The 19,547-nt window shown below is 67.2% G+C and carries 21 protein-coding genes and 1 pseudogene; 15 read left to right on the plus strand and 7 right to left on the minus strand.

The annotated features are described in order from the left end of the window. Positions 1–207: 207 nt before the first annotated feature. Positions 208–453, minus strand: a complete 246-nt coding sequence (locus BMZ69_RS25850; protein ID WP_092162297.1) for a hypothetical protein — start codon at positions 451–453, stop codon at positions 208–210. A 154-nt stretch (positions 454–607) separates the two neighbouring features. Further along, positions 608–1,513 (minus strand): LysR family transcriptional regulator, encoded by a 906-nt coding sequence (locus tag BMZ69_RS25855; RefSeq protein ID WP_092162298.1) that lies wholly within the window; start codon positions 1,511–1,513, stop codon positions 608–610. A 157-nt stretch (positions 1,514–1,670) separates the two neighbouring features. On the opposite strand from BMZ69_RS25855, the gene BMZ69_RS25860 reads away from it, so the two are divergent. The 11 genes and pseudogenes from BMZ69_RS25860 (at position 1,671) to dksA (ending at position 11,521) form a co-directional block, all read left to right on the plus strand. Next, positions 1,671–2,249 carry a VOC family protein gene (locus BMZ69_RS25860; RefSeq protein WP_092162299.1) on the plus strand — a complete coding sequence of 193 codons (579 nt, stop codon included), beginning with the start codon at positions 1,671–1,673 and terminating at the stop codon, positions 2,247–2,249. Continuing rightward, complete coding sequence (locus BMZ69_RS25865) at positions 2,246–2,671, plus strand: nuclear transport factor 2 family protein (protein WP_175506977.1); 426 nt, start codon at positions 2,246–2,248, stop codon at positions 2,669–2,671. The genes BMZ69_RS25860 and BMZ69_RS25865 overlap by 4 nt, the downstream gene beginning before the upstream one ends. A 56-nt stretch (positions 2,672–2,727) precedes the next feature. Continuing rightward, positions 2,728–3,612: a fumarylacetoacetate hydrolase family protein gene (locus BMZ69_RS25870; RefSeq protein WP_092162301.1), complete on the plus strand. Its 885-nt coding sequence runs from the start codon at positions 2,728–2,730 to the stop codon at positions 3,610–3,612. Between the two features lie 23 nt (positions 3,613–3,635). Next, positions 3,636–5,297 (plus strand): FAD-dependent monooxygenase, encoded by a 1,662-nt coding sequence (locus tag BMZ69_RS25875; protein ID WP_092162302.1) that lies wholly within the window; start codon positions 3,636–3,638, stop codon positions 5,295–5,297. Positions 5,298–5,340: 43 nt separating this feature from the next. Then, entirely contained in the window at positions 5,341–6,381 is a 1,041-nt protein-coding gene (locus tag BMZ69_RS25880; protein WP_175506978.1) for a TRAP transporter substrate-binding protein, read from the plus strand. Beyond that, entirely contained in the window at positions 6,378–6,923 is a 546-nt protein-coding gene (locus BMZ69_RS25885) for a TRAP transporter small permease (RefSeq protein ID WP_092162312.1), read from the plus strand. Before BMZ69_RS25880 ends, BMZ69_RS25885 begins: the two co-directional genes overlap by 4 nt. Beyond that, positions 6,920–8,227 carry a TRAP transporter large permease gene (locus BMZ69_RS25890; RefSeq protein WP_092162314.1) on the plus strand — a complete coding sequence of 436 codons (1,308 nt, stop codon included), beginning with the start codon at positions 6,920–6,922 and terminating at the stop codon, positions 8,225–8,227. Before BMZ69_RS25885 ends, BMZ69_RS25890 begins: the two co-directional genes overlap by 4 nt. 130 nt (positions 8,228–8,357) lie before the next feature. After that, positions 8,358–8,444, plus strand: a pseudogene (locus tag BMZ69_RS32195) (glucose dehydrogenase); the annotation flags it as partial. Between the two features lie 158 nt (positions 8,445–8,602). Beyond that, positions 8,603–9,976 (plus strand): MBOAT family O-acyltransferase, encoded by a 1,374-nt coding sequence (locus tag BMZ69_RS25895; protein ID WP_092162316.1) that lies wholly within the window; start codon positions 8,603–8,605, stop codon positions 9,974–9,976. Further along, the gene (locus BMZ69_RS25900; protein ID WP_244543544.1) at positions 9,951–10,955 is read left to right on the plus strand and encodes a hypothetical protein; all 1,005 of its coding nucleotides are present in this window, start codon (positions 9,951–9,953) and stop codon (positions 10,953–10,955) included. Before BMZ69_RS25895 ends, BMZ69_RS25900 begins: the two co-directional genes overlap by 26 nt. A gap of 143 nt (positions 10,956–11,098) precedes the next feature. Then, on the plus strand, positions 11,099–11,521 hold the full coding sequence (gene dksA, locus BMZ69_RS25905; RefSeq protein WP_092162318.1) for an RNA polymerase-binding protein DksA: 423 nt from the start codon (positions 11,099–11,101) through the stop codon (positions 11,519–11,521). A gap of 362 nt (positions 11,522–11,883) precedes the next feature. Here dksA and flgH read toward each other — a convergent pair whose 3' ends face one another. From flgH to flgF, 4 genes are read right to left on the minus strand one after another with little or no spacing between them, the layout of a single operon-like run. Further along, positions 11,884–12,624, minus strand: coding sequence for a flagellar basal body L-ring protein FlgH (flgH, locus tag BMZ69_RS25910; RefSeq protein ID WP_092162481.1), 741 nt, complete (start codon positions 12,622–12,624; stop codon positions 11,884–11,886). Between the two features lie 35 nt (positions 12,625–12,659). Beyond that, positions 12,660–13,691, minus strand: coding sequence for a flagellar basal body P-ring formation chaperone FlgA (gene flgA, locus BMZ69_RS25915; RefSeq protein WP_175506979.1), 1,032 nt, complete (start codon positions 13,689–13,691; stop codon positions 12,660–12,662). A gap of 15 nt (positions 13,692–13,706) precedes the next feature. Next, on the minus strand, positions 13,707–14,495 hold the full coding sequence (gene flgG / locus BMZ69_RS25920; RefSeq protein ID WP_092162329.1) for a flagellar basal-body rod protein FlgG: 789 nt from the start codon (positions 14,493–14,495) through the stop codon (positions 13,707–13,709). 20 nt (positions 14,496–14,515) lie between these two features. After that, complete coding sequence (flgF, locus tag BMZ69_RS25925; RefSeq protein ID WP_092162331.1) at positions 14,516–15,259, minus strand: flagellar basal-body rod protein FlgF; 744 nt, start codon at positions 15,257–15,259, stop codon at positions 14,516–14,518. Between the two features lie 288 nt (positions 15,260–15,547). Here flgF and fliL point away from each other — a divergent pair, with 288 nt between their 5' ends. The 4 genes from fliL to BMZ69_RS25945 are packed head-to-tail and all read left to right on the plus strand — an operon-like array spanning position 15,548 to position 18,482. Then, positions 15,548–16,060 carry a flagellar basal body-associated protein FliL gene (gene fliL / locus BMZ69_RS25930; RefSeq protein WP_092162333.1) on the plus strand — a complete coding sequence of 171 codons (513 nt, stop codon included), beginning with the start codon at positions 15,548–15,550 and terminating at the stop codon, positions 16,058–16,060. 30 nt (positions 16,061–16,090) lie between these two features. Beyond that, a complete protein-coding gene (fliM, locus tag BMZ69_RS25935; RefSeq protein WP_092162335.1) occupies positions 16,091–17,215 on the plus strand; it encodes a flagellar motor switch protein FliM in 1,125 nt (374 codons plus the stop codon). A 17-nt stretch (positions 17,216–17,232) separates the two neighbouring features. Further along, entirely contained in the window at positions 17,233–17,679 is a 447-nt protein-coding gene (locus BMZ69_RS25940; RefSeq protein ID WP_092162337.1) for a DUF6468 domain-containing protein, read from the plus strand. Beyond that, positions 17,676–18,482: a MotE family protein gene (locus tag BMZ69_RS25945; RefSeq protein WP_244543545.1), complete on the plus strand. Its 807-nt coding sequence runs from the start codon at positions 17,676–17,678 to the stop codon at positions 18,480–18,482. The genes BMZ69_RS25940 and BMZ69_RS25945 overlap by 4 nt, the downstream gene beginning before the upstream one ends. A gap of 83 nt (positions 18,483–18,565) precedes the next feature. Here the strand turns inward: BMZ69_RS25945 and BMZ69_RS25950 are convergent, their stop codons facing one another. Then, positions 18,566–19,531, minus strand: coding sequence for a Bug family tripartite tricarboxylate transporter substrate binding protein (locus tag BMZ69_RS25950; protein ID WP_175506980.1), 966 nt, complete (start codon positions 19,529–19,531; stop codon positions 18,566–18,568). Positions 19,532–19,547: the final 16 nt, after the last annotated feature.

The following is a 19,547-nucleotide window of genomic DNA, read 5'->3' on the forward strand; positions in this document are numbered from 1 at the left end:
GAATTCCGGTGCAAATCTCTGCGAACTCATGACCAACCTCCTATGCTCAAAGGATAGGTCGGCGATGTCTAACGGACCGGGGGCAGTCCACTCTGACAAGATCGTCTATGACGGGTACCAAATATCGGCCTGATGCCAGACCACCGCGCGCCCTCGGTGATGCACGCAAAACCGCTTTCGACCGCGTTGCCGACCGGCCAGCCCTTTTCAGCGACGACTGCTTGAAACCTGGCCTCGATGCCCGCTGGATAGGAACTGCATGAAAGCCGGTGGAATCTCGATGAAGTCGAGAGCGTCCTGACAGATGTCGAACTCTGCGATAGCCTCGGTCAGCATCTCGAATTCCCGCTCCCCCTCGGAGCCCCGCGCGGATGAGATCAGCTGCGCGGCTCGCAGCACCGCAGCCTTCCGCTCTTCATAAGACGAGATCGTCACGGCGTCGGCGTTCGGCATGGCACCACCTCATCGCTACGCAACACACATCGATTACGCTAGCGACCCAGCCGGCGAAATACGAGTCGCTTATGCAAGATGGTCCGCTATCGGGGCTCGGACACCTTGATGGCCGATGGCCGGCGTTCATGGTCGTGCGCCGCTGCTGCAACAGCTAGCTCTCCGCGGCCAGGCGAGATGTCGCCCGGCGCATCAGGTCGAGCAGGTGCAGCGCGGCGGGGGTTAGGGGCAGGTCGGAACGCCTGACGAGAACCAGCGGCGGTGCCGTCAGCTCTTCCTCGACCCTGATCGTGTTCAGGGCCTTGCCAGTCATCTCGAAACGCTCCCACTGCGCCGGGACCATCGCCAGCAGGTCGCTGTTGGCGAGACAGGTCAGCAAGGTCAGGGCCGACTGGCTGCGGACCGCCAGGCGCGGCGGCGGCAGATGGTGGCGGGCGAAGAAGTCGTTGATCTCGTCGCTGGCATCGGCGGTGATCGAGGTCGTGACCCAGTCCTGGCCGACGAGCTCGCGCAAAGAGGTCGCCGCGGCCAATGGATGGCCGGCCCGGCACAGGACGATGCGGCGATTGTGGAACAGCACCTCCCGGCTCAATTGCGGGACCGGCTGCGCGCCGCCATCGGGACCGATGTAGAAATCGACGGTGCCGTCGCGCAGGCGTTCTTCGAGGGTGGGGTAAAAGCCCTCGATGATGTGCAGCCTGATGTCGGGATAGCGCGTGCGAAACGGGCGCAGGCTCGGCGGCAGCAAAGCAAGGTGCGCCGCGATCGACAGCCCGACCGTGACCGTCCCGGTGCCGGCGCCTCTCAGCTGCTCGACCTCCTCGCGCGTGCGCCTGATCTCGGTCAGGATCGACCGGGCGCGGGCAATGAAGGCCTCACCCAAAGGCGTCGCGACCACGCCGCGGGCGCGGCGTTCGAACAGCGGGGCGCCGAGCTCGCGTTCCAGCAAGGCGAGGCTGCGGGTCAGCGCCGGCTGGGCGATCTGCAGATGCCGGGCCGCAGCCCGCATGCTGCCGCGCTCGGCGATCGCCACCACCTCCTCGAAGTGATCGAGCTTCATCGACCCGCCCCCTGCGTATCGCTCGAACGATACCGATTTGCTATCGCTCCTGCAATTTTTCCATCTATTCGGGTATCTCTGGCAGCGATAGCCATTCCTCACGAACAAGCAGCGGCCGCCTCGGAGAACCGGGAGACGGCCCTTTCGGGAGGACGCCATGGAGATCATCAAGCCCGCATTCCATCACGTCACCTTCAAGACGAGCCGGCTCGCCGAGATGGTGGCGTGGTACGGCACGGTCGTCGGGGCCCGGCCGACCTTCCAGGACGCCAACAATGCCTGGACGACCAATGACGAAGCCAATCACCGCGTCGCCTTCCTGTCGGCGCCTGGCCTCGGCGACGATCCCGACAAGCGCAGCCATAACGGCATCCACCACAGCGCTTTCGAATACGAGAGCTTCGCTGACCTGATGTCGTCCTATGCCCGTCTGCGCGACGAGGGCATCGCGCCTGCCTTCAGCCTCGACCACGGCATGACGATCTCGATCTACTACAAGGACCCCGAGGGCAATTTCGTCGAGCTGCAATGCGACAGCTATGGCGACTGGCGCCAGTCGAGCGAATGGATGCGCTCCTCGCCGGACTTCGCCAGCAATCCGATCGGCACCTTCTTCGATCCGGAGCGGGTCTATCAGGCCCACAAGGGCGGCCAGGGATTCGACGAGCTGCATGTCGCGATGCGGCGCGGCGACTATCAGCCGGCGACTACGCCCGATCTCGGACTGCCGGCGTGAGCAGCGCCGTGCTCGCCCCGCAGGACAGGCTCGCGATCGAGCAGCTGATCCAGCGCCATGCCTGGCTGATCGACCATGGCGAGGCGGACAAGGTCGGCGAACTCTTCGCGCAGGATGCAGCGCTCTACGGGGTCGGTCCCGACAAGATCGGCCGCGCGGCCATCGCCGAATGGGGCCGCCAGCGCGCTGCGATGAGCGAGCGCCGCTCGCGCCATGTCCAGAGCAACATCCTGATCGAGCCCGTCGCTCCGGATGCGGCGCGCGGCTGGGTCGTGCTGACGCTCTACCGCCATGACGGGCCGAGTGAAGGCTCGGCCGCGCCGCTGCTCATCGCCGAATACGCCGATCGCTACGCCATGGAGCCGGACGGCACCTGGCTCTTCGCCGAGCGGCGGCTCGCCGTCCTGTTCGGCGCCGCTTGACGATCCCGACGTTCACCGCCTCGCCATGCCGGCTGGAGGCGCCAAGGAGAAAACCCATGCGTCTCGCCACCATCCAGAGCGACGGCAAGCCTGTTCTCGCTGCCTATCGCGGCCAGGAGCTGATCGATCTCGCCAAGGCCGACCCGGGCCTGCCGGGCGATATGCTCGCCTTCCTCGCCGGCGGAGAGGCCGCCCGCGCAGCCATTGCCAAGGCGCTCGACAGCGCGCCGGCCGCGGCCGTTCTCGACCCCGAGCGCACGATTTTCCTGCCGGTGGTGCCGCGCCCCGGCAAGATCATCTGCGTCGGTCTGAACTATGCCGATCACTCGGCCGAGAGTGGCTTCAAGCAGCCGGACTATCCGACATTGTTCGGCCGCTTCTCGACCAGCCTGATCGGCCACAAGGCGCCGCTGATCCGGCCCAATCTCTCGGATCAGCTCGACTATGAGGGCGAGATCGCGGCGGTGATCGGCCGGCGCGGCAAGCATGTCCCCAAGGCGAACGCGCTCGACCATGTCGCCGGCTATGCCGTCTTCAACGAAGGCTCGGTGCGCGACTACCAGTTCAAGGCGCCGCAATGGACCGTCGGCAAGAATTTCGACGGCACCGGCGCCTTCGGCCCAGCCCTAGTCACCGCGGACGAACTGCCGCCCGGCGCGCGTGGCCTCAAGATCGCGACAAGGCTGAACGGTGAGACCGTGCAGAGCGCGAGCACCGACGACATGGTCTTCGATGTCGCGAGCCTGATCGCGATCATCAGCGAAGCGATCACGCTGGAGCCCGGCGACGTTATCGTCACCGGCACGCCGGCCGGCGTCGGCGTCGCGCGCAAGCCCCAGCTCTTCATGAAGCCCGGCGATCTCTGCGAGGTCGAGGTCGAGGGCATCGGCCTGCTGGTCAACCCGATCGCGCAGGAAGCGGCCGAACGGGCCGCGGCCTGACGGCATTTGGCGGAGCGGCAACCATGACCAGGACCGGCAAGGACATCGACGTATTGATCGCCGGCGCCGGGCCGGTCGGCCTCGCGGCCGCGATCGAGCTCGGCCAGCGCGGCATCCGCTGCCTCGTCGTCGAGCGCAACGACCGCGTCGGCTATTCGCCGCGCGCCAAGACCACCAATGTCCGCAGCCGCGAGCATTTGCGCCGCTGGGGCATCGCCGATGCCTTGCGCGCGGCCTCGCCGATCCCGCCCGACTATCCTTCAAACGTCGTGTTCGCGACGCGGATGAACGGGCCCGAGCTCGCCCGCTTCGGCAATGCGCTGAACGGCAGCCGCGCCCGCAACGACCTCTATTCAGAGGAGGCTCAATGGGTGCCGCAATATGTGCTCGAGGAAGTCTTGCGCCAGCATGCGGCCTCGCTGCCCGGCGTCGAGATAAGCTTCAACACCGAGCTCGCCTCCTTCATCGATGACGGAAGCGGCGTGGTTTCGCGCCTGAGGGACGTGACCAGCGGCGCGGAACGTGAGGTATCCAGCGCCTATCTGATCGGCGCCGACGGCGCGCGCAGCTCGGTGCGCGAGGCGATCGGCGCCCGGATGGAGGGCGAAGGCGCCTTCTCCAGGAATTACAACATCATCTTCCGCGCGCCCGCGCTGGCCTCGCGCCACGCCCATGGGCCGGCGATCATGTACTGGATGGTCAACGAGGAGGTGCCCTCGCTGCTCGGGCCGATGGATAGCGAGGGCCTCTGGTTCTTCATGGCGACCAAGCTCGCCAATGATGTCGACCCGGCCAGCGTCGATCCCGTCGAGCTGATCCGCCGCGGCACCGGTCTCGCCGACCTCGCCATCGAGATCGTCGGCCGCGATCCTTGGGTCGCGCATCGCCTGGTCGCCGACCGCTACGAGAAGGGCCGGGTCTTCCTCGCCGGCGACGCCTGCCATCTGCATCCGCCCTTCGGCGGCTTCGGCATGAACATGGGCATCGGCGACGCCGTCGATCTCGGCTGGAAGCTGGCAGCGGTGCTGCAGGGCTGGGGTGGGCCGAAGCTGCTCGCGAGCTATGCGGCCGAGCGCCGCAAGGTGCATGAGCGCACCATCGCCGAAGCCGTGATCAATTACGGCGCCGTCGGCAACCAGCTGGTCCGGCCGGGGCTGGAAGAGCCCGGTCCGCTCGGCGACGCCACGCGGCGCGAGGTCGGCGAGATCATCGAGGCGACCAAGCTGCGCGAATTCCGCACGCTCGGGATCGTGCTCGGCACCCGCTACGAGGATTCCCCGATCATCGTGCCCGATGGCAGCGCCCCGCCGGTCGAGCATTTCATGCTCTATGTGCCCTCGGCCCATCCGGGTTGCCTCGCGCCGCATCTCTGGCTCGCCGACGGCTCCTCGCTCTACGACCATTTCGGCCAGGGTTTCACCCTGCTCGCCACCGCCGGCGACGGGACGGACGCAGCGCCGCTGCTCGCTGCCGCGACCCGTCTCGGCGTGCCGGTGAAGCTGCTGCTGCCGGGCGATAAGCGCCTGCCGGCTCGCTATGGCGCGCGCTTCGCGCTGATCCGGCCGGACCAGCATGTCGCCTGGCGCGGCGATGCGCTCCCGGCCGATTGCGAGGCGCTGCTCGCCATCGTCACCGGCGGCAGGAAGCTGGAGGCCGCGATCGGGATACCGGCCACGGCCGCCTAGGACCAAAGCACAAGAAACAAGACCACAGAACGGGGAGGATACGATGAAACAGGGAGTGATCGGTGCCTTGCTCGGCGCGGCGTTGACGGTTTCGCTGGCGAGCGCTGGAGCCCTCGCGCAGACCATCGAGCTGAAGGTCTCGCATTACCTGCCGCCGAACCACCAGATGCACAAGCAGCTGGAAGCCTGGAGCGCCGAGCTGGCGCAGCGCTCCAATGGCCGGCTCAAGCTCGCCATTTTCCCGGCCGCGCAGATGGGGCCGATGCCGCGGCAATACGATCTCGCCCGCACCGGCGTCGCCGACATCGCCTTCTTCCTGCATGGCGCCCTGCCCGGCCGCTTCCCGCTGACCGAGATCTCGCATCTGCCCTACGCCTTCAATCGCGGCGAAGGGGCGAGCGCCAAGGCGCTGAGCACGGCCGAGGCTTCCGGCATCCTGACCGAGCTCTCCGGCAAGCTCGCGGCCGAGCACGAGGGCACCAGGCCGCTCTATTTCATCGCGACGCCGACCTTGAGCCTGTTCTTCAACCGGCCGGCGGTGAAGAGCCCGGCCGGGATGCGCGGCCTGCGCATGCGCCATAACGGCCCGATCGCCTCGGCGATGCTGGAAGCCTGGGGCGCGACACCCGCCGCCGTCCCTCCGGCCGAGCTGTCGGACTCGCTCTCCAAGGGCACGATCGCCGGCATGTTCTTCAATTACGAGGCGGCGAAGTCCTTCCAGATGGCCGAGAGCGTCAAATCGGTGACGCAGCTCGACGCCGCCGCCGGCACCTTCGCGCTGGTGATGAACGCCGAGAGGTACAAATCGCTGCCCGAGGACCTGCGCAAGCTGATCGACGACACCACAGGTCCGGCCGCCGCCCGCAAGGTCGGCGCGATCTACGACCAGGCCGAGGCGGAAGGCCGCGCCTATCTGCGCGCCGCCAATGCCGAGATCCCTGAGCTCTCCGGCGCCGAACGCGCAGCCTTCGAGCAGCTCGCCAAGCCGATCACCGCGAACTTCATCGCCAGGGTCGAGGCCAAAGGCCTCAAGGCCAGGCAGTTCTATGACGAGCTGCGCGCCGCCGTCGGTGCCGCCAAATGAGCCCCGGCAAGCTCCGCCGCCTCGACCCGGTGCGTCTCCTGACCATCGCCGGAGCGCTGGCGCTCGCGGTGATGGTGCTCTGGACGATGGTCGATATCGGTGCACGGCTTGCCTTCAACAAGCCGCTGCACGGCACGCTCGACCTGGTCGAGGTCACGCTGGTGCTCGTCGCCTTCCTCGCCTTGCCGGAATGCTTCCGCCGCGACGAGCAGATCAAGGTCGATCTGTTCGATACGATGGTTCGTCCCCGGACCCTGGCGGCGATGCGGCTCGCCGGCGAGGTGGCCACGCTCGGCTTCCTGGCCTTGCTGGCCGTGACCCTGCTCCAGCCGCTCACCGACGCCTATCGCTTCGGCGACCAGAAGCCCGATCTGCCGGTGCCGATCTTCCTGCTGCTGCTGGCGATCGAGCTGGCGCTGGTCGTCTCGGTCTTCGTCGTGCTCGGCCGCGCGATCGGGCAAGTCCGTGCCTTACCACGCGCCGCCGACGCAGCTGTCTCTCCTCCTCCGGCCCTGCACGGCAACAACGGAGCCGCCTCATGAGCGCGACCTCCATCGGCCTGATCGGCATGGCGACACTGGTTGGCATGATCCTGGCGCGGATTCCGGTCGGCGTCGCGCTCGGCCTCGTCGGTTTCGTCGGCTATGCCGCGATCGACGGCTTCGCCAAGGCCCGCCTCGTCTTCGGAGCGGTGCCGCTCGAGCTCTCCTCGGCCTATACGCTCTCCGTTCTGCCACTGTTCACGCTGATGGGCGCGCTGGCGACGATGGCCGGCCTCTCGGGCGACCTGTTCCGCGCGAGCAATGCGATCTTCGCCGGGATGCGCGGCTCGCTCGCCATGGCCGCGGTCGGCGCTTCCGCCGCCTTCGGCGCGGTCTGCGGCTCCTCGCTGGCGACGGCCGCGACGATGAGCCGGATCTCGATCCCGCAGATGCTGAAGGCCGGCTACTCGCCGGCGCTCGCCGCCGGTGTGGTCGCGGCCGGCGGTACGCTCGGCATCCTGATCCCGCCCTCGCTGATCCTGATGATCTACGGCATCATCGCACAGCTCTCGATCATCAAGCTCTTCGCCGCCGTGCTGATCCCCGGCCTCGTATTGACTGCGCTCTATCTGCTGACCGTCTGGATTTGGGTACGCATTCGCCCCGAGGCGGCGCCTAAACTGCCGAGCGAAGGCAAGGCGCAGGCCTTCCGGCTCATCCTCACCATCTGGGACGTGGCGGCGCTCTTCCTCGTCACCTTCGGCGGCATCTATCTCGGCTGGTTCAGCCCAACGGAGGCCGCCGCCGTCGGCGCCTTCGGCGCGCTGCTGCTCGGCCTGCTGCGCAAAGGCTTTACTCGCGGCGACATCACCACCGCCTTCACCGAGACGACGCGGATCACCGCCAATCTCGTTCTGATCGTGCTGGGCTCGACGATCTTCTCCTATTTCGTCGTGCAGACCGGCATGGCGCAATCCGTGGTCAAGGGGATCGCCGCGCTCGGCCTGTCGCCGCTCGCGGTGATGCTGCTGCTGATCGCCTTCTACATCTTCCTCGGCTGCTTCCTCGAAGGCATCGGCATGGTGCTGGTGACGGTGCCGGTGCTGCTGCCGCTGGTGCTCTCGAGCGGCTACGATCCGATCTGGTTCGGCGTGTTGCTCGTCATCGTCGTCGAGATCGGACTGATCCACCCGCCCGTCGGGATGAACCTCTTCATGATCCGGACACAGGCGCCGGAGATCAGCCTGGGCGCGATGTATCGCGGCGTGCTGCCCTTCCTGGTCGCCCCCTTCGCACTGATCGCCATGCTGCTGGCCTGGCCCGATCTGGCGCTCTGGCTGCCCCGGTCGATGTCGCTCAATTAGGGATCGCGCCGGCGCCTCGCTGAAGCCGAGGGCCTTTCCTTGCCCGATTGGCTTGCGGCGCAGGCGGCTCGGCGGGTGGAGGAGCCGTCGCAGGCCGCTCGCCTTGCAGGCGACATCATCGTCGTGGCGGGCCGAAGCCGTACACGTCATGCTGACCCGCCCGCGCAATGTCACGATCCGCGACCTGGTGATCCTGCCTCGGAGGACGGACATTTAGACCGTCATCGTATCGCCGGAACAGAACCGGCGGCTGATCCCTGCGTGGAGCGCACTGCTCCATGGGGCAAGCGACCGCAGCGAACGCGACCCTCTCGGCCATGACAGGGCGGCGATAATCGTCTAAGGCGGCGCTCTATCGCCGCCCTCGCCCGCCTGATGCTGTTCAACTCCTTCGTCTTCCTGCTCGGCTTCCTGCCCCTCGCGCTCGCCCTGCACTGGCTGGTCGAGCGCTTTGCGCCGGCCTGGCGGCTGCCGTTGCTGGCAGCGCTCTCTTTCGCCTTCTATGGCTGGTGGGACTGGCGCTTCGTGCCGCTGCTCGCCTTCTCGATCCTGCTCAACTGGCTGATCGCCGAAGCCTTCCTGAAGACCAAGCGCAGGATGTTGATCACGCTCGCCATCGCGATCAACCTCGCCATTCTGGCGCTGTTCAAATACTTCAACTTCTTCGCCGGTCTCGCTGCGATGATTCCGGGATTGCCGACGACGAAGCTCGATCTCGCGCTGCCGCTCGGCATCTCCTTCTTCACTTTCCACCATGTGATGTACCTGACCGATCTGCGCCGGGGCGAAGCGCCGCGCTACGATCTCGTCCGCTATGCGCTCTACATCGCCTTCTTCCCGCAGGTGCTGGCCGGGCCGCTGGTGCGCTGGCGCGAGATCATGCACCAGTTCGAGGAGCGGCCCTATCTGCGCCCCGATGCCGCCGAGCGCGTCGCCCGCGGCATCATGCTCCTGACGATCGGCCTGGCGAAGAAGGTGCTGATCGGCGACCCGCTCTCCGAATATGCCAATCCGGTCTTCGCCGCGGCCGCCGCCGGCGAGGTGGTGAGCATGGCGCAGGCCTGGCAGGGCACGCTGGCCTTCACCTTCCAGATCTATTTCGACTTCTCCGGCTACACCGACATGGCGCTCGGCCTGGCCCTGCTCTTCGGCATCGTGCTGCCGCAGAATTTCGACGTGCCCTATCGCGCCACCAGCCTGCAGGATTTCTGGCGGCGCTGGCACATGACCTTGTCGCGCTTCCTGCGCGATTATCTCTACATCCCGCTCGGCGGCTCGCGGCACGGCTTGCCGCTGCAGCTCTGGGCGCTGTTCGCCACCATGGCGCTCGGCGGCCTCTGGCACGGCGCCGGCCTCAACTTCGTCGCCTGGGGCGCGGCGCATGGCGTCGTGCTCGCCATCGGCGTGCTCTGGCGCCGCGCCGGACTGCCGATGCCGAAGCTGCTAGGCTGGGCCCTGACCTTCCTTTTCGTCGCCTTCTGCTGGGTGCTGTTCCGCGCCACCTCCTTCGACGCCGCGCTCGCCGTCTACAAGGGCATGCTCGGCTTCGGCCCCATCGGCACCGGCTTCAAATGGCGCGCCTTCCTGCCCGCGATCGCCGTCGCCGTGATCGGCCCGACCGCCTGGGCGGCGGTGCACAAGGCGACGCCGGCACGCTGGCTCGCCGTCCTCACCGCCATTCTCTTCGTACTGATCCTGTTCAAGATCGGCGACGACGCCAATTATGAATTCATCTACTTCCAGTTCTGAAGCGCGCTGGCGCGGCTTCGTCCGGACCTTCCTGATCGCCGGCGCGGCGATCGCGGGGGCCTTGCTGGCGCTCTCCCTGCTGATCGACCCTTATGACAGCGGGCGCTCGCCTTTCGCGCTCAAGACCGGCGTCAGGCCGCAGGGCCCGCGCACCGCCGCCGCGAGCCGCGGCCGCGATCCCGCCTTCGCCGGCGCAGTCTTCGGCAACTCGCATATCCAGCTGGTTCAGCCGGAGCAGTTGACGCAGCAGACCGGCATCCCCTTCGTCTCGCTGATCGCTCCCGCCACCGGCGCGCGCGAGACGCTCGTCCTGCTCGACTGGTTCCTGCGCAATCGCAAGGAACCGGCGAAGGCGCTGGTGATCGGCATCGACCGGCAATGGTGCTTTGCGGACCCAAACCGACCGGTCGACCATCCGTTCCCGTTCTGGCTGTACGAGCGCTCGCACCTCGCCTATCTGCGCGGGCTGCTACGCTTCGATGCGGTCGAGGAAAGTCTGCGCCGCCTGGGCTATCTCACGACACGCTCGCCGGAACGCGCACGCCCGGACGGCTATTGGGATTACGAGTCCGGCTACGAGGCCCACGGCTATGTCGCCGTGCAAAAGCATCGCGACGAACTGCGTAAGCATCTCGATATCAGCGGCGGTAACCTGACTGGGCAGTTCCCCGCGGCCGTTGCGTTGCGCCAACTGCTCGAGCGCGCCGCTCCCGGCGTGCCGGTCGTGCTCGTGCGGCCGCCGAACCTCGTCACCGCCCTGCCCGTGCCCGGCACGCCCGAGGCAGAGGCCGACGCCGCTTGCCGAGGCGCCTATGCCAGGCTCGCCGCGGAGCGCCCGCGCACCGCCCTCGTCGACTGGCGCGTCGACCGTCCGGAGAATCGCGAGCCGGACAACTATTTCGACCATACCCACTATCGCCGGACGATCGCCGTGCCGCTCGCGGCCGACATTGCCGCGGCGATCAGCCGATTGCGCTGATTTTCCAGCGCTTTGCCAGCTTGTTCACGGCTGCGCGAAAGCGATTGTTCCGGATGTGACCAGTCGCTATAAGGGCGCCAAATCGGCGGCCTCGACACGGCAAAGCCGGCGAGGCCTTCGGACGCTCATGCAGAAGGCCTGCCATGTCGAAGCAGATCAGTCTTGCCCCTGACTACAAGCCCACCGACAGCGAGCCGTTCATGAACGAGCGGCAGCGGGAATATTTCCGCGGCAAGCTGCTCGCCTGGAAGGAGGAGATCCTCAAGGAGGCCAAGGAGACCCTGGTCACCTTGCAGAGCGAGAGCGAGAACCACCCGGACATCGCCGATCGCGCCTCCTCGGAAACCGATCGCGCCATCGAGCTGCGCGCCCGAGACCGCCAGCGCAAGCTGATCTCCAAGATCGACGCCGCCCTCTCCCGCATCGAGGACGGCTCCTACGGCTATTGCGAGGAGACCGGCGAGCCGATCTCGCTCAAGCGCCTGGAAGCCCGCCCGATCGCGACGCTCTCGCTGGAGGCGCAGGAGCGCCACGAACGCAATGAGCGGGTCTTCCGCGACGATTGAGACGCGGCCAGGATATCGCCTCTCGTCGAAGGCCCCGCAGGCAACTGCGGGGCCTTTTTTTCGTTGAGAGAGGCTTCCCGATCCCGTCGACTTTTGACGCATCTCCGGCACTCAAACCAGCGACGTCCGCCTCGCATGGCAAAGCCCCGCGCGGGAGGCGCGGGGCTTCTGGCCGCCAGCCTTGGATGGCTGGGGAGCGTGGCGGGCGGCCGGGAGGAATGGCGGCTCGGGAGAGACCGCCGGTCCGGCGCGAAAGCTTGGAACGTGGGGAGCGTTGCCGTCGCGCCGGAAACTCGGGTGGGAGCTATCGTTCAGGCATGTCCTGTCTCGGAAAACCGGTTTCCACTTGTCCGGGACATGCCTCAGAAGGGCAGCAGGATGTCCATCACCTGCTGGCCGTAGCGCGGCTGCTGCACATCGGTGATCTGGCCGCGGCCGCCATAGGCGATGCGGGCCTGGGCGATCTTGGTCGATTCGATGGTGTTGTCGGACTCGATGTCCTCCGGCCGGATCACGCCGGCGACGATCAGCTCGCGCACCTCGAAATTGACCCTGATCTCCTGCTTGCCCTCGATCACCAGGTTGCCGTTCGGCAGGGTCTGGGTGACGACGGCCGCGACGTTGGTGGCGAGCTGCTCGGCCCGGCGCACCGAGCCGGAACCTTCGCTGGACGCGTCGGAGTCCAGCTTCAGCAGCGAGCTCGGATCGGCCTTCGGCTTCCACTTGGTCTCGAGGCCGAAGACATTCTCGGCGCCGAACTCCTCGCCGTTCTTGCGGCTGCGCTTGGTGGTGTTGTCGAGCTGCGCCCGGTCTGTGACCTTGACCTTGACGGTGACGAGGTCGCCGACGAGGCGGGCGCGCTGGTCCTTGAAGAAGGCACGCGAGCCGGTGCGCCAGAGCGAGTTCGGCGCGTAGGAAGCGTGCTCCACGGCCGGCATCGGCATCTGGACGGGCTTGTAGCCCTTGGTCGCGGTGGGATCCTCGATCGGCGACAGCGCCGGCGCCTGGCCGACATTGGCGAGCCGGTCGGCGGCGCCGCAGGCGCCGAGCAGCAGGCTGAGGCTAAGCGCGGCGGGGATGGCGAAAGGGTTGGTCCGGGTCATGGGAACGGTCCGCAACTGGAGCAAAAGGATCGCCATCAGCGCGCAGCCGCGATCTGGCCGCCGCCCTGCGGGCTGACATTGACGCGTCCGGGACCGGTGACGGTTCCCTGCAGCACGCGCTTCGACTGGGGATTGGTGATCGAGATGACGTCGCCCACCGCGCCGGCCTCGTTAGCCCGGCCGCGCAGGCTGATGGCGACGCCACGCGATTCGTAGACGATGGTGACGATCTCGCCGCGGCCGACGACCTCCTCGCGCTGGACATCGCTGTTGCGCAGCACCGATCCGGCCACCAGCATCCGCTTGGCGACCTTGCCGACCGCCGCCTTCATCTCGCCGAGCACGTCGTTGAACTGCGCATCGCGCGGCCGGCGCTCGAGCGTGACGTCGGCGGCGGTCAGGGTCTCGCCGCGGGCGATCGTGCGTAGCGGCACCACGACTTCGGCGGTCTCGACCAGCTGGCCCGAGACACGCACCGGCTTCAGCCGCGTCGCGGCGCTGCCCGGCATGCTCAGCCGGCCGGTGACGCGACGCGAGCGCGCATCGTAGTTCAGGTCGAGCGCGGTGAGGTCGCCGGTCAGTTCCGGTTCGACCACCACCGACGGTGCGCCGCCGTCGAGCAGCAGCGAGAAGGCGCGCCCGTCGAAGCCGAAACGCTCGAGCAGCGCCGATTTCACCGCAGCCTCGACATCGAGCCCGGTGATCCGGCGCGCCGCCCGCGTCACCACCACCTGGGCGACGCCCTGGCTGTCGAGATCGAGGGCGTCGCGCAGAAGGCCCTGCTTCATCGCAGCCTCGACGATGCGGCTGACTTGGATGGTGCCGGTCTCGCCGAGCGCCGGAGCGCGGAAGGCGGGCAGCGCCCCATCCTGCGGCGACAGGCCGGCGATCAGGTCGCCGAAGCCGACGATGTCGCGTGACAGCGTCAGATCGGTCTTGAGCTTGAGCTTGGTTGCGGTCGCCGGCGTCGCGGCCGGAGCGCGTTCGCCGGCCGGGGCGGCTGTCTGTGCCGGGGCCATGGCCGGGATCGCGGTCAGGGCGGCGATGAGAAAAACGGAGCGGATCATCTGGCTCATCCTTCCTCAGCGCATGATCTGCGAGGTGGACTGCATCATCTGGTCGGCAGCCGAGATCACCTTCGAGTTCATCTCGTAGGCGCGCTGCGCCGCGATCAGCGAGGACAATTCGGTGACGGCCTGGACGTTGCCTTCTTCCAGATAGTTCTGCTGCATCGTGCCGAAGCCTTCCTCGCCGCCCAGCCCGTCGATCGCCGGGCCGGAGCCGGCCGTCTCGACGAACAGGTTGTCGCCGATCGATTCGAGGCCGACCTTGTTGATGAAGCGCGAGAGCTGGATCTGGCCGAGCTGCTGCGGCGCGGTCTGGCCGGGCAGCGTCACCTCGACCGTGCCCTGCGCGTTGATCGAGACGCCCGTCGCATTGTTCGGGACGGTGATGCCGGGCTGGACGACATAGCCGTCGCGGGTCACCAGCCGGCCCTGGCTGTCGAGGTCGAAGGAGCCGTCGCGCGAATAGGCGGTGCGCCCGTCCGGCATCTGGATGCGGAAGAAGCCCTCGCCGCGGATCGCGACATCGTACTGCTTCTCGGTCGGCGTCAGGTTACCTTGGCTCATCACCCGGCCGGTCGAGGAGGTCTTGACGCCCGAGCCGACGAAGGTGCCGGCCGGAACCTGCGTGTTCTGGTCCGAGGTCTGCGTGCCGGCGCGGCGGAAATGCTCGTAGAGCAGGTCTTGGAAATGCACGCGCTGGCGCTTGTAGCCGGTGGTGCGGACGTTCGCGATGTTGTTCGAGATGACCTGGACGTTGAGTTCCTGGGCCATCATGCCGGTGGCGGCGGTGTAGAGCGCGCGCATGGATCTGGCTCCTTTCCGGTTCAGGCTTGCTGGTCGGCTAGGCGGGTGATCGCCTTGGCGCGCAATTCGTCGGTCTTGCCCATCATCGCCGACAGGGTCTGGTAGGCGCGCTGGACCTCGACGAGGCGGGTCATCTCGACCACGGCCTTGACGTTGGAGCGCTCGATCGCCCCGGTTTCCAGCCGCGCCAGCGGTCCCGCCGGCTGGGCGGCGGCGGTCGAGGAGAACAGGTTGGTGCCGTCGCTGGCCAGCGCCCGGGGATTGTCGAAGCGCACGATCCGGAGCTTGCCGCGCTGGCCCTGGTCGGAGGTGACGGTGCCGTCGGTGGCGATGCGGGGGTTGCTCTCGGTCGAGCCGAACACGATGGGGCCGCCATCGCCCATCACCGGCTGGCCGGCCTGGGTGACGAGCTGGCCCTGCCCGTTGATCTCGAGCGAGCCGGCGCGGGTGTAGCGCTCGCCCTGTGCGGTCTGGACGACGAGGTAGTTGTCGCCCTGCACCGCGACGTCGAGCGGGTTGCCGGTGCGCTCGATCATGCCGAGCGACAGGTCGATCGGCGTGCCCTTGTCGATGACATAGGAGAGCCGGCGATCCTGTGTCTGGAACGTGTCGGCCCGCGCAGTCGGCGAGACGTATTCGGCAAAGCGGGCCGAACGGGCCTTGAAGCCGTTCGTGCCGACATTGGCGACGTTGTTGGCGATGACGTCGAGCTCGCGCGCCAGAGCCATCTGGCGCGACAGGCTGACGAGAAGCGCGTTTTCCACGGCTCCTGCTCCCGATCTGTCCCGTGGCCGCCCCGACGCTCCCCAGCGCGGTGGCCACGGCAAACAGGTGGCAAGCGACATGCCAACATGGTTAATCCAGACAAATTATTGATATCATTGAATATAGATCGGAAGACCGCCTTCACCATCGCTGGATCGAACCCGCCTGCGCGGCAGAAACGACCCGGCAAAAATTGCCCTCCTTAACGAGCCGTTAACCGTAATTGGGCAAGGGTTAACGACAGAGAGACGGGCCGGGGCGGCGCCCGTTCTAGGCAGGTTGGCCAGATGGCGAAGAAGGCGAACAAGGACGAGGAAGCCGCCGAGGGCGCCGAAGCGGCGCCGAAGCCCGGCAAGAAGAAGCTCGTCATCATCGGCGCCGCCCTCGGGCTCGTCGCCGTGCTCGGCGGCGGAGGCTGGTTCTTCTTCATGAAGACGAAGCCGGCCGATGCGGTGAGCGCCGAGCAGGCCGCCGCAGCCGCCAAGAAGCTGATCACCTTCGTCGAGATGAAGGACATGATGATCGGCATCACCGCCGGCCCGCAGCAGGACCGCCAGCCGCTTCTCAAGATCAAGGTCGCGCTCGAGATCGCCGACCCCAAGACCGCCGACCAGGTCAAGCCGCTGCTGCCCCGCGTCGAGGACGCCTTCCAGGTCTTCATGCGCGAACTGCGTCCTTCCGACCTCGATGGCTCGGCCGGCATGTACCGGCTGAAGGAAGAGCTGCTGCGCCGGGTCAACGTCACCGTCTACCCGGCCAAGGTCGACGCCGTCCTCTTCAAGGAATTGCTGCTGCAATAGCGGCAGCCCGATCGCGCAAAGCAGACCGCCATGGCCAACGACGATCTCGAAGACAAGGACAAGACCCCGCTGACGCCGGAGGGCATGGCAGCGGAATGGGCCACCATGTCCGACGTCGTCTCGGACGAGAGCGGCGAGACCGAAGCCAATATCGATCGCCTGATGAATCAGGAAGAGATCGATACCATGCTCGGCTTCTCCATCGGAGATGACGGCAAGGGCGGCCGCAACGGCATCCAGGCGATCGTCGATTCCGGCTCGGTCACCTATGAACGCCTGCCGATGCTCGAAATCATCTTCGAGCGCCTGGTCCGCCTGCTCTCCACCAGCCTGCGCAACCTGTTCAGCGACAATGTCGAGGTCACGCTGGAAGGCATCCGCTCGGTGCGCTTCGGCGACTACATCAACTCGATCTCGCTGCCGGCGATGCTGGCGGTGTTCAAGGCCGAGGAATGGGACAATTTCGGGCTCGTCACCATCGAGTCCGCCCTCACCTATTCGGTGCTCGACACCATGCTCGGCGGCAAGCGCGGCCAGGCGGCGGCGCGCGTCGACGGTCGGCCCTTCACCTCGATCGAGATGAGCCTGCTGCGCCGCGTGATCGGCGTCGTCCTGGGCGATGCCGAAGCGGCGTTCCGGCCGCTCTCGCCGGTCAATTTCAGGATCGACCGGATCGAGTCCAATCCGCGCTTCGTCTCGATCTCGCGACCGGCCAATGCCGCGATCCGCGTCGAACTGCGCTTCGACATGGAAGGCCGCGGCGGCTCGCTCCATCTGCTCCTGCCCTACGCCACCATCGAGCCGATCCGTGAACTGCTCCTCGAAAGCTTCATGGGTGAGAAGCTCGGGCGCGATCCGATCTGGGAGAACCACCTCGCCACCGAAGTCTGGCAGGCGGACGTCGCCGTGAAATGCGTGCTGCACGAATGCACCATGCCGCTGAAGCGGGTGATGAAGCTCGAGATCGGCGACACGCTGATGTTCGACGCCCGCCCGGACTCGGTCGCCTCGCTGCGCTGCGGCGAGTTCATCGTCAGCGAGGGCCGGATCGGCCGCGTCGACGACAAGATCGCCGTCCAGGTCGTCAGCCCGCTGCGGCGCTCGAAGACGACCATGGCCGCCTTCGACACCAGTCATCTCAACCCGGCGTCCTGACCAGGGAGACCTGCCCCATGACCATCACCCTGATCGCCGACGCGCTGGTCGCCTGCCTGCTGGTCGCCACCATCATCACTTGCTTCGTGCTGTCCAAGCGCATCGAGCGGCTGAAGGCCGACGAGAGCGCGATGCGCCAGACCATCGGCGCCCTGATCTCCGCGACCGATACGGCCGAGCGCGCCATCGCCGGCCTCAAGCTGACGCTCGGCGATTGCGACCGCACCCTCGCCGAACGCCTCCAGACCGCCGAGCGCTATGCCGCCGATCTCGCCCAGCAGATCGAGGCCGGCCAGGTCGTGATGGAGCGCATTGGCCAGATCGTCAGCGCCGCCAGCATGGTCGCGCCCAAGGCCGAGCCCGCGCCGGAGAAGCCCGCGCTCTCGCGCATGGCGAGCGCCGCCGATGCCGCCGCCGCGATCCGCGCCCGCGCCGCCCGCAGGCTCGAAGGCCAGGCTGCGTGATCCAGACGCCCCGCCTCATTCCGGCAGTCATCCTCGGCGCCATGGGTCTCCTGGCGCTGAAGCTGCTCTCCTGGTCGGCGGAGCCTACTCCGGGCAAGGTGCCCGCCTATGCGCCGGTCTTCGCGGCGAAACCAGCAGCGGAGCAGAAAGAGGCCTGGGGCCTCGCCAAGATCATCGCCAAGGCTCATCAGCCCGACGCCTTCTGGGACCCGGAGACCACCGGGACAATCGATCCGCCGAAGCCGAAGCTACCGCCCGAAGAGCAGGCCAAGCGCGACGCCGCCCCCAACAACAAGGCCGGCTTGATGAACGGTACCGCCCAGCCCGTCTCGCCGGCTGAGAAAGCCCTGCTGGAGCGTCTCGGGCAGCGCCGCGAGGAGATCGAGGCGCGCATGCGCGAGCTCGACATGCGCGAGAAGCTGCTCGATTCGGCTGAGAAAAAGCTCGGCGGCCGGGTCGACGACCTGAAGGCGCTCGAAGAGAAGGTCGATGCCCCGCGCAAGCAGGAGGCGGACGCCAATCAGGCGGTCAAGAACCTGGTGATCATGTACGAGACGATGAAGCCGAAGGACGCCGCCCGCGTCTTCGACCGGCTGGCGCTCGACATCCTGGTTCCCGTCGTCCAGCAGATGAGCCCGCGCAAGATGTCGGACGTGCTCGCCGCCATGTCGCCCGAGGCGGCCGAGCGTCTCACCGTCGCGCTCTCGCTGCGCGGCCGCCCTGCCGTCGCCGCCGAGCGCGCCCCGGCGCCGACGCCCGCCGGGACCGAACTGCCGGCGATCGAGCCCACACCGAAGCGCTGATCCCAGACAATCGCCTATGCCCTGCAAGCCCTCATCCTGAGGAGCGCTCCCCAGGATGAGGGCTAGAGAAATCCGCGGCTGCCCTATTGCTGAACGGCGATGCCGTTCTCCTTGATGATCGTCGCATAGGTCGCGACATAGCGGTCGATCACCTTCTCGAACTCGGCGCCCGGCCGCGCCAGCACCGTGAAGCTCAAGGCTTGCAGGCGCTCGCGCACATCCTGCCGTGCCAGGGCGGTGAGCCAGGCCCGCTCCAGCGCATCCCGGGCAGCCGCGGGTGTGTCGCGCCGCACCATGATGCCGAACCAGCTGTCGGAGAGAAGGTCGGGCAAGCCGAGTTCCGCGAAGGTCGGGATGGTGGGCAACTCCTTCACCCGCTGCTCGGCTGTCACTGCGAGTGCGGTGAGCTTACCCTCCTCGATCGACTGGACGACATCAGGCAGGTTGCTGAGGGCGAAATCGATCCGGCCGGCATAGAGGTCGACGAAGAGCTGCGACGTCCCGTTATAGGGCGCATGCACGGCCTTGCCGCCGACGAGCCGCAGGAAATGCTCGGCGCCGAGATGCGGCGAGGTTCCGATGCCCGGCGATCCGTAGGTCAACGCGCCATTGTTCTCGCGCAGGCGCTTGGCGAGCCCGGTCCAGTCAGCCTTCAGCGCCGGCGCAGCCACGAGGACATGCGGCACCACCGTCGCCTGCACCACCGGTACGAAGGCGCGCTGCCAGTCTGCGGTCCGCGTCCGCAGGGTGATGTTCGCCGCGAAGCTGTTGGCGATCATCAGCATGGTGTGCCCGTCAGGCGGCGCCTTCAGCGTCTCGGCCCCGGCGATGACCGTGGCGGCGCCGGCGATGTTCTCGACCACGACGCTCTGGCCAAGCGTCTCCTTGAGGCTCTCCTGCGCCAGCCGCGCCACCGGATCCATCGAAGTGCCTGGCGTGAACGGCAGGATCAGCCGCACCGGCCGCTCCGGCTTCCAGCTGGATTGCGCTTTGGCCAGCGTCGGCAGAATCAATCCTGCCAGGAGAAGCGCACGTCGATCGAGCAACATCGGGACCAACTCCACT

It is taken from the genome of Allobosea sp. CRIB-10 (assembly GCF_900112185.1).
Taxonomy (GTDB): domain Bacteria; phylum Pseudomonadota; class Alphaproteobacteria; order Rhizobiales; family Beijerinckiaceae; genus Allobosea.

Bases quoted from the DNA above. Each gene is read 5' to 3' on its own strand.
- BMZ69_RS25890 (WP_092162314.1), top strand. From the start codon at position 6,920: ATGAGCGCGACCTCCATCGGCCTGATCGGCATGGCGACACTGGTTGGC.
- fliM (WP_092162335.1), top strand. From the start codon at position 16,091: ATGGCCAACGACGATCTCGAAGACAAGGACAAGACCCCGCTGACGCCG.
- BMZ69_RS25875 (WP_092162302.1), top strand. From the start codon at position 3,636: ATGACCAGGACCGGCAAGGACATCGACGTATTGATCGCCGGCGCCGGG.
- fliL (WP_092162333.1), top strand. From the start codon at position 15,548: ATGGCGAAGAAGGCGAACAAGGACGAGGAAGCCGCCGAGGGCGCCGAA.
- BMZ69_RS25900 (WP_244543544.1), top strand. From the start codon at position 9,951: ATGAATTCATCTACTTCCAGTTCTGAAGCGCGCTGGCGCGGCTTCGTC.
- BMZ69_RS25850 (WP_092162297.1), bottom strand. From the start codon at position 453: ATGCCGAACGCCGACGCCGTGACGATCTCGTCTTATGAAGAGCGGAAG.
- BMZ69_RS25860 (WP_092162299.1), top strand. From the start codon at position 1,671: ATGGAGATCATCAAGCCCGCATTCCATCACGTCACCTTCAAGACGAGC.
- BMZ69_RS25950 (WP_175506980.1), bottom strand. From the start codon at position 19,531: ATGTTGCTCGATCGACGTGCGCTTCTCCTGGCAGGATTGATTCTGCCG.
- BMZ69_RS25940 (WP_092162337.1), top strand. From the start codon at position 17,233: ATGACCATCACCCTGATCGCCGACGCGCTGGTCGCCTGCCTGCTGGTC.
- BMZ69_RS25870 (WP_092162301.1), top strand. From the start codon at position 2,728: ATGCGTCTCGCCACCATCCAGAGCGACGGCAAGCCTGTTCTCGCTGCC.
- flgG (WP_092162329.1), bottom strand. From the start codon at position 14,495: ATGCGCGCGCTCTACACCGCCGCCACCGGCATGATGGCCCAGGAACTC.
- BMZ69_RS25855 (WP_092162298.1), bottom strand. From the start codon at position 1,513: ATGAAGCTCGATCACTTCGAGGAGGTGGTGGCGATCGCCGAGCGCGGC.
- BMZ69_RS25880 (WP_175506978.1), top strand. From the start codon at position 5,341: ATGAAACAGGGAGTGATCGGTGCCTTGCTCGGCGCGGCGTTGACGGTT.
- BMZ69_RS25885 (WP_092162312.1), top strand. From the start codon at position 6,378: ATGAGCCCCGGCAAGCTCCGCCGCCTCGACCCGGTGCGTCTCCTGACC.
- dksA (WP_092162318.1), top strand. From the start codon at position 11,099: ATGTCGAAGCAGATCAGTCTTGCCCCTGACTACAAGCCCACCGACAGC.
- flgA (WP_175506979.1), bottom strand. From the start codon at position 13,691: ATGATCCGCTCCGTTTTTCTCATCGCCGCCCTGACCGCGATCCCGGCC.
- BMZ69_RS25895 (WP_092162316.1), top strand. From the start codon at position 8,603: ATGCTGTTCAACTCCTTCGTCTTCCTGCTCGGCTTCCTGCCCCTCGCG.
- flgH (WP_092162481.1), bottom strand. From the start codon at position 12,624: ATGACCCGGACCAACCCTTTCGCCATCCCCGCCGCGCTTAGCCTCAGC.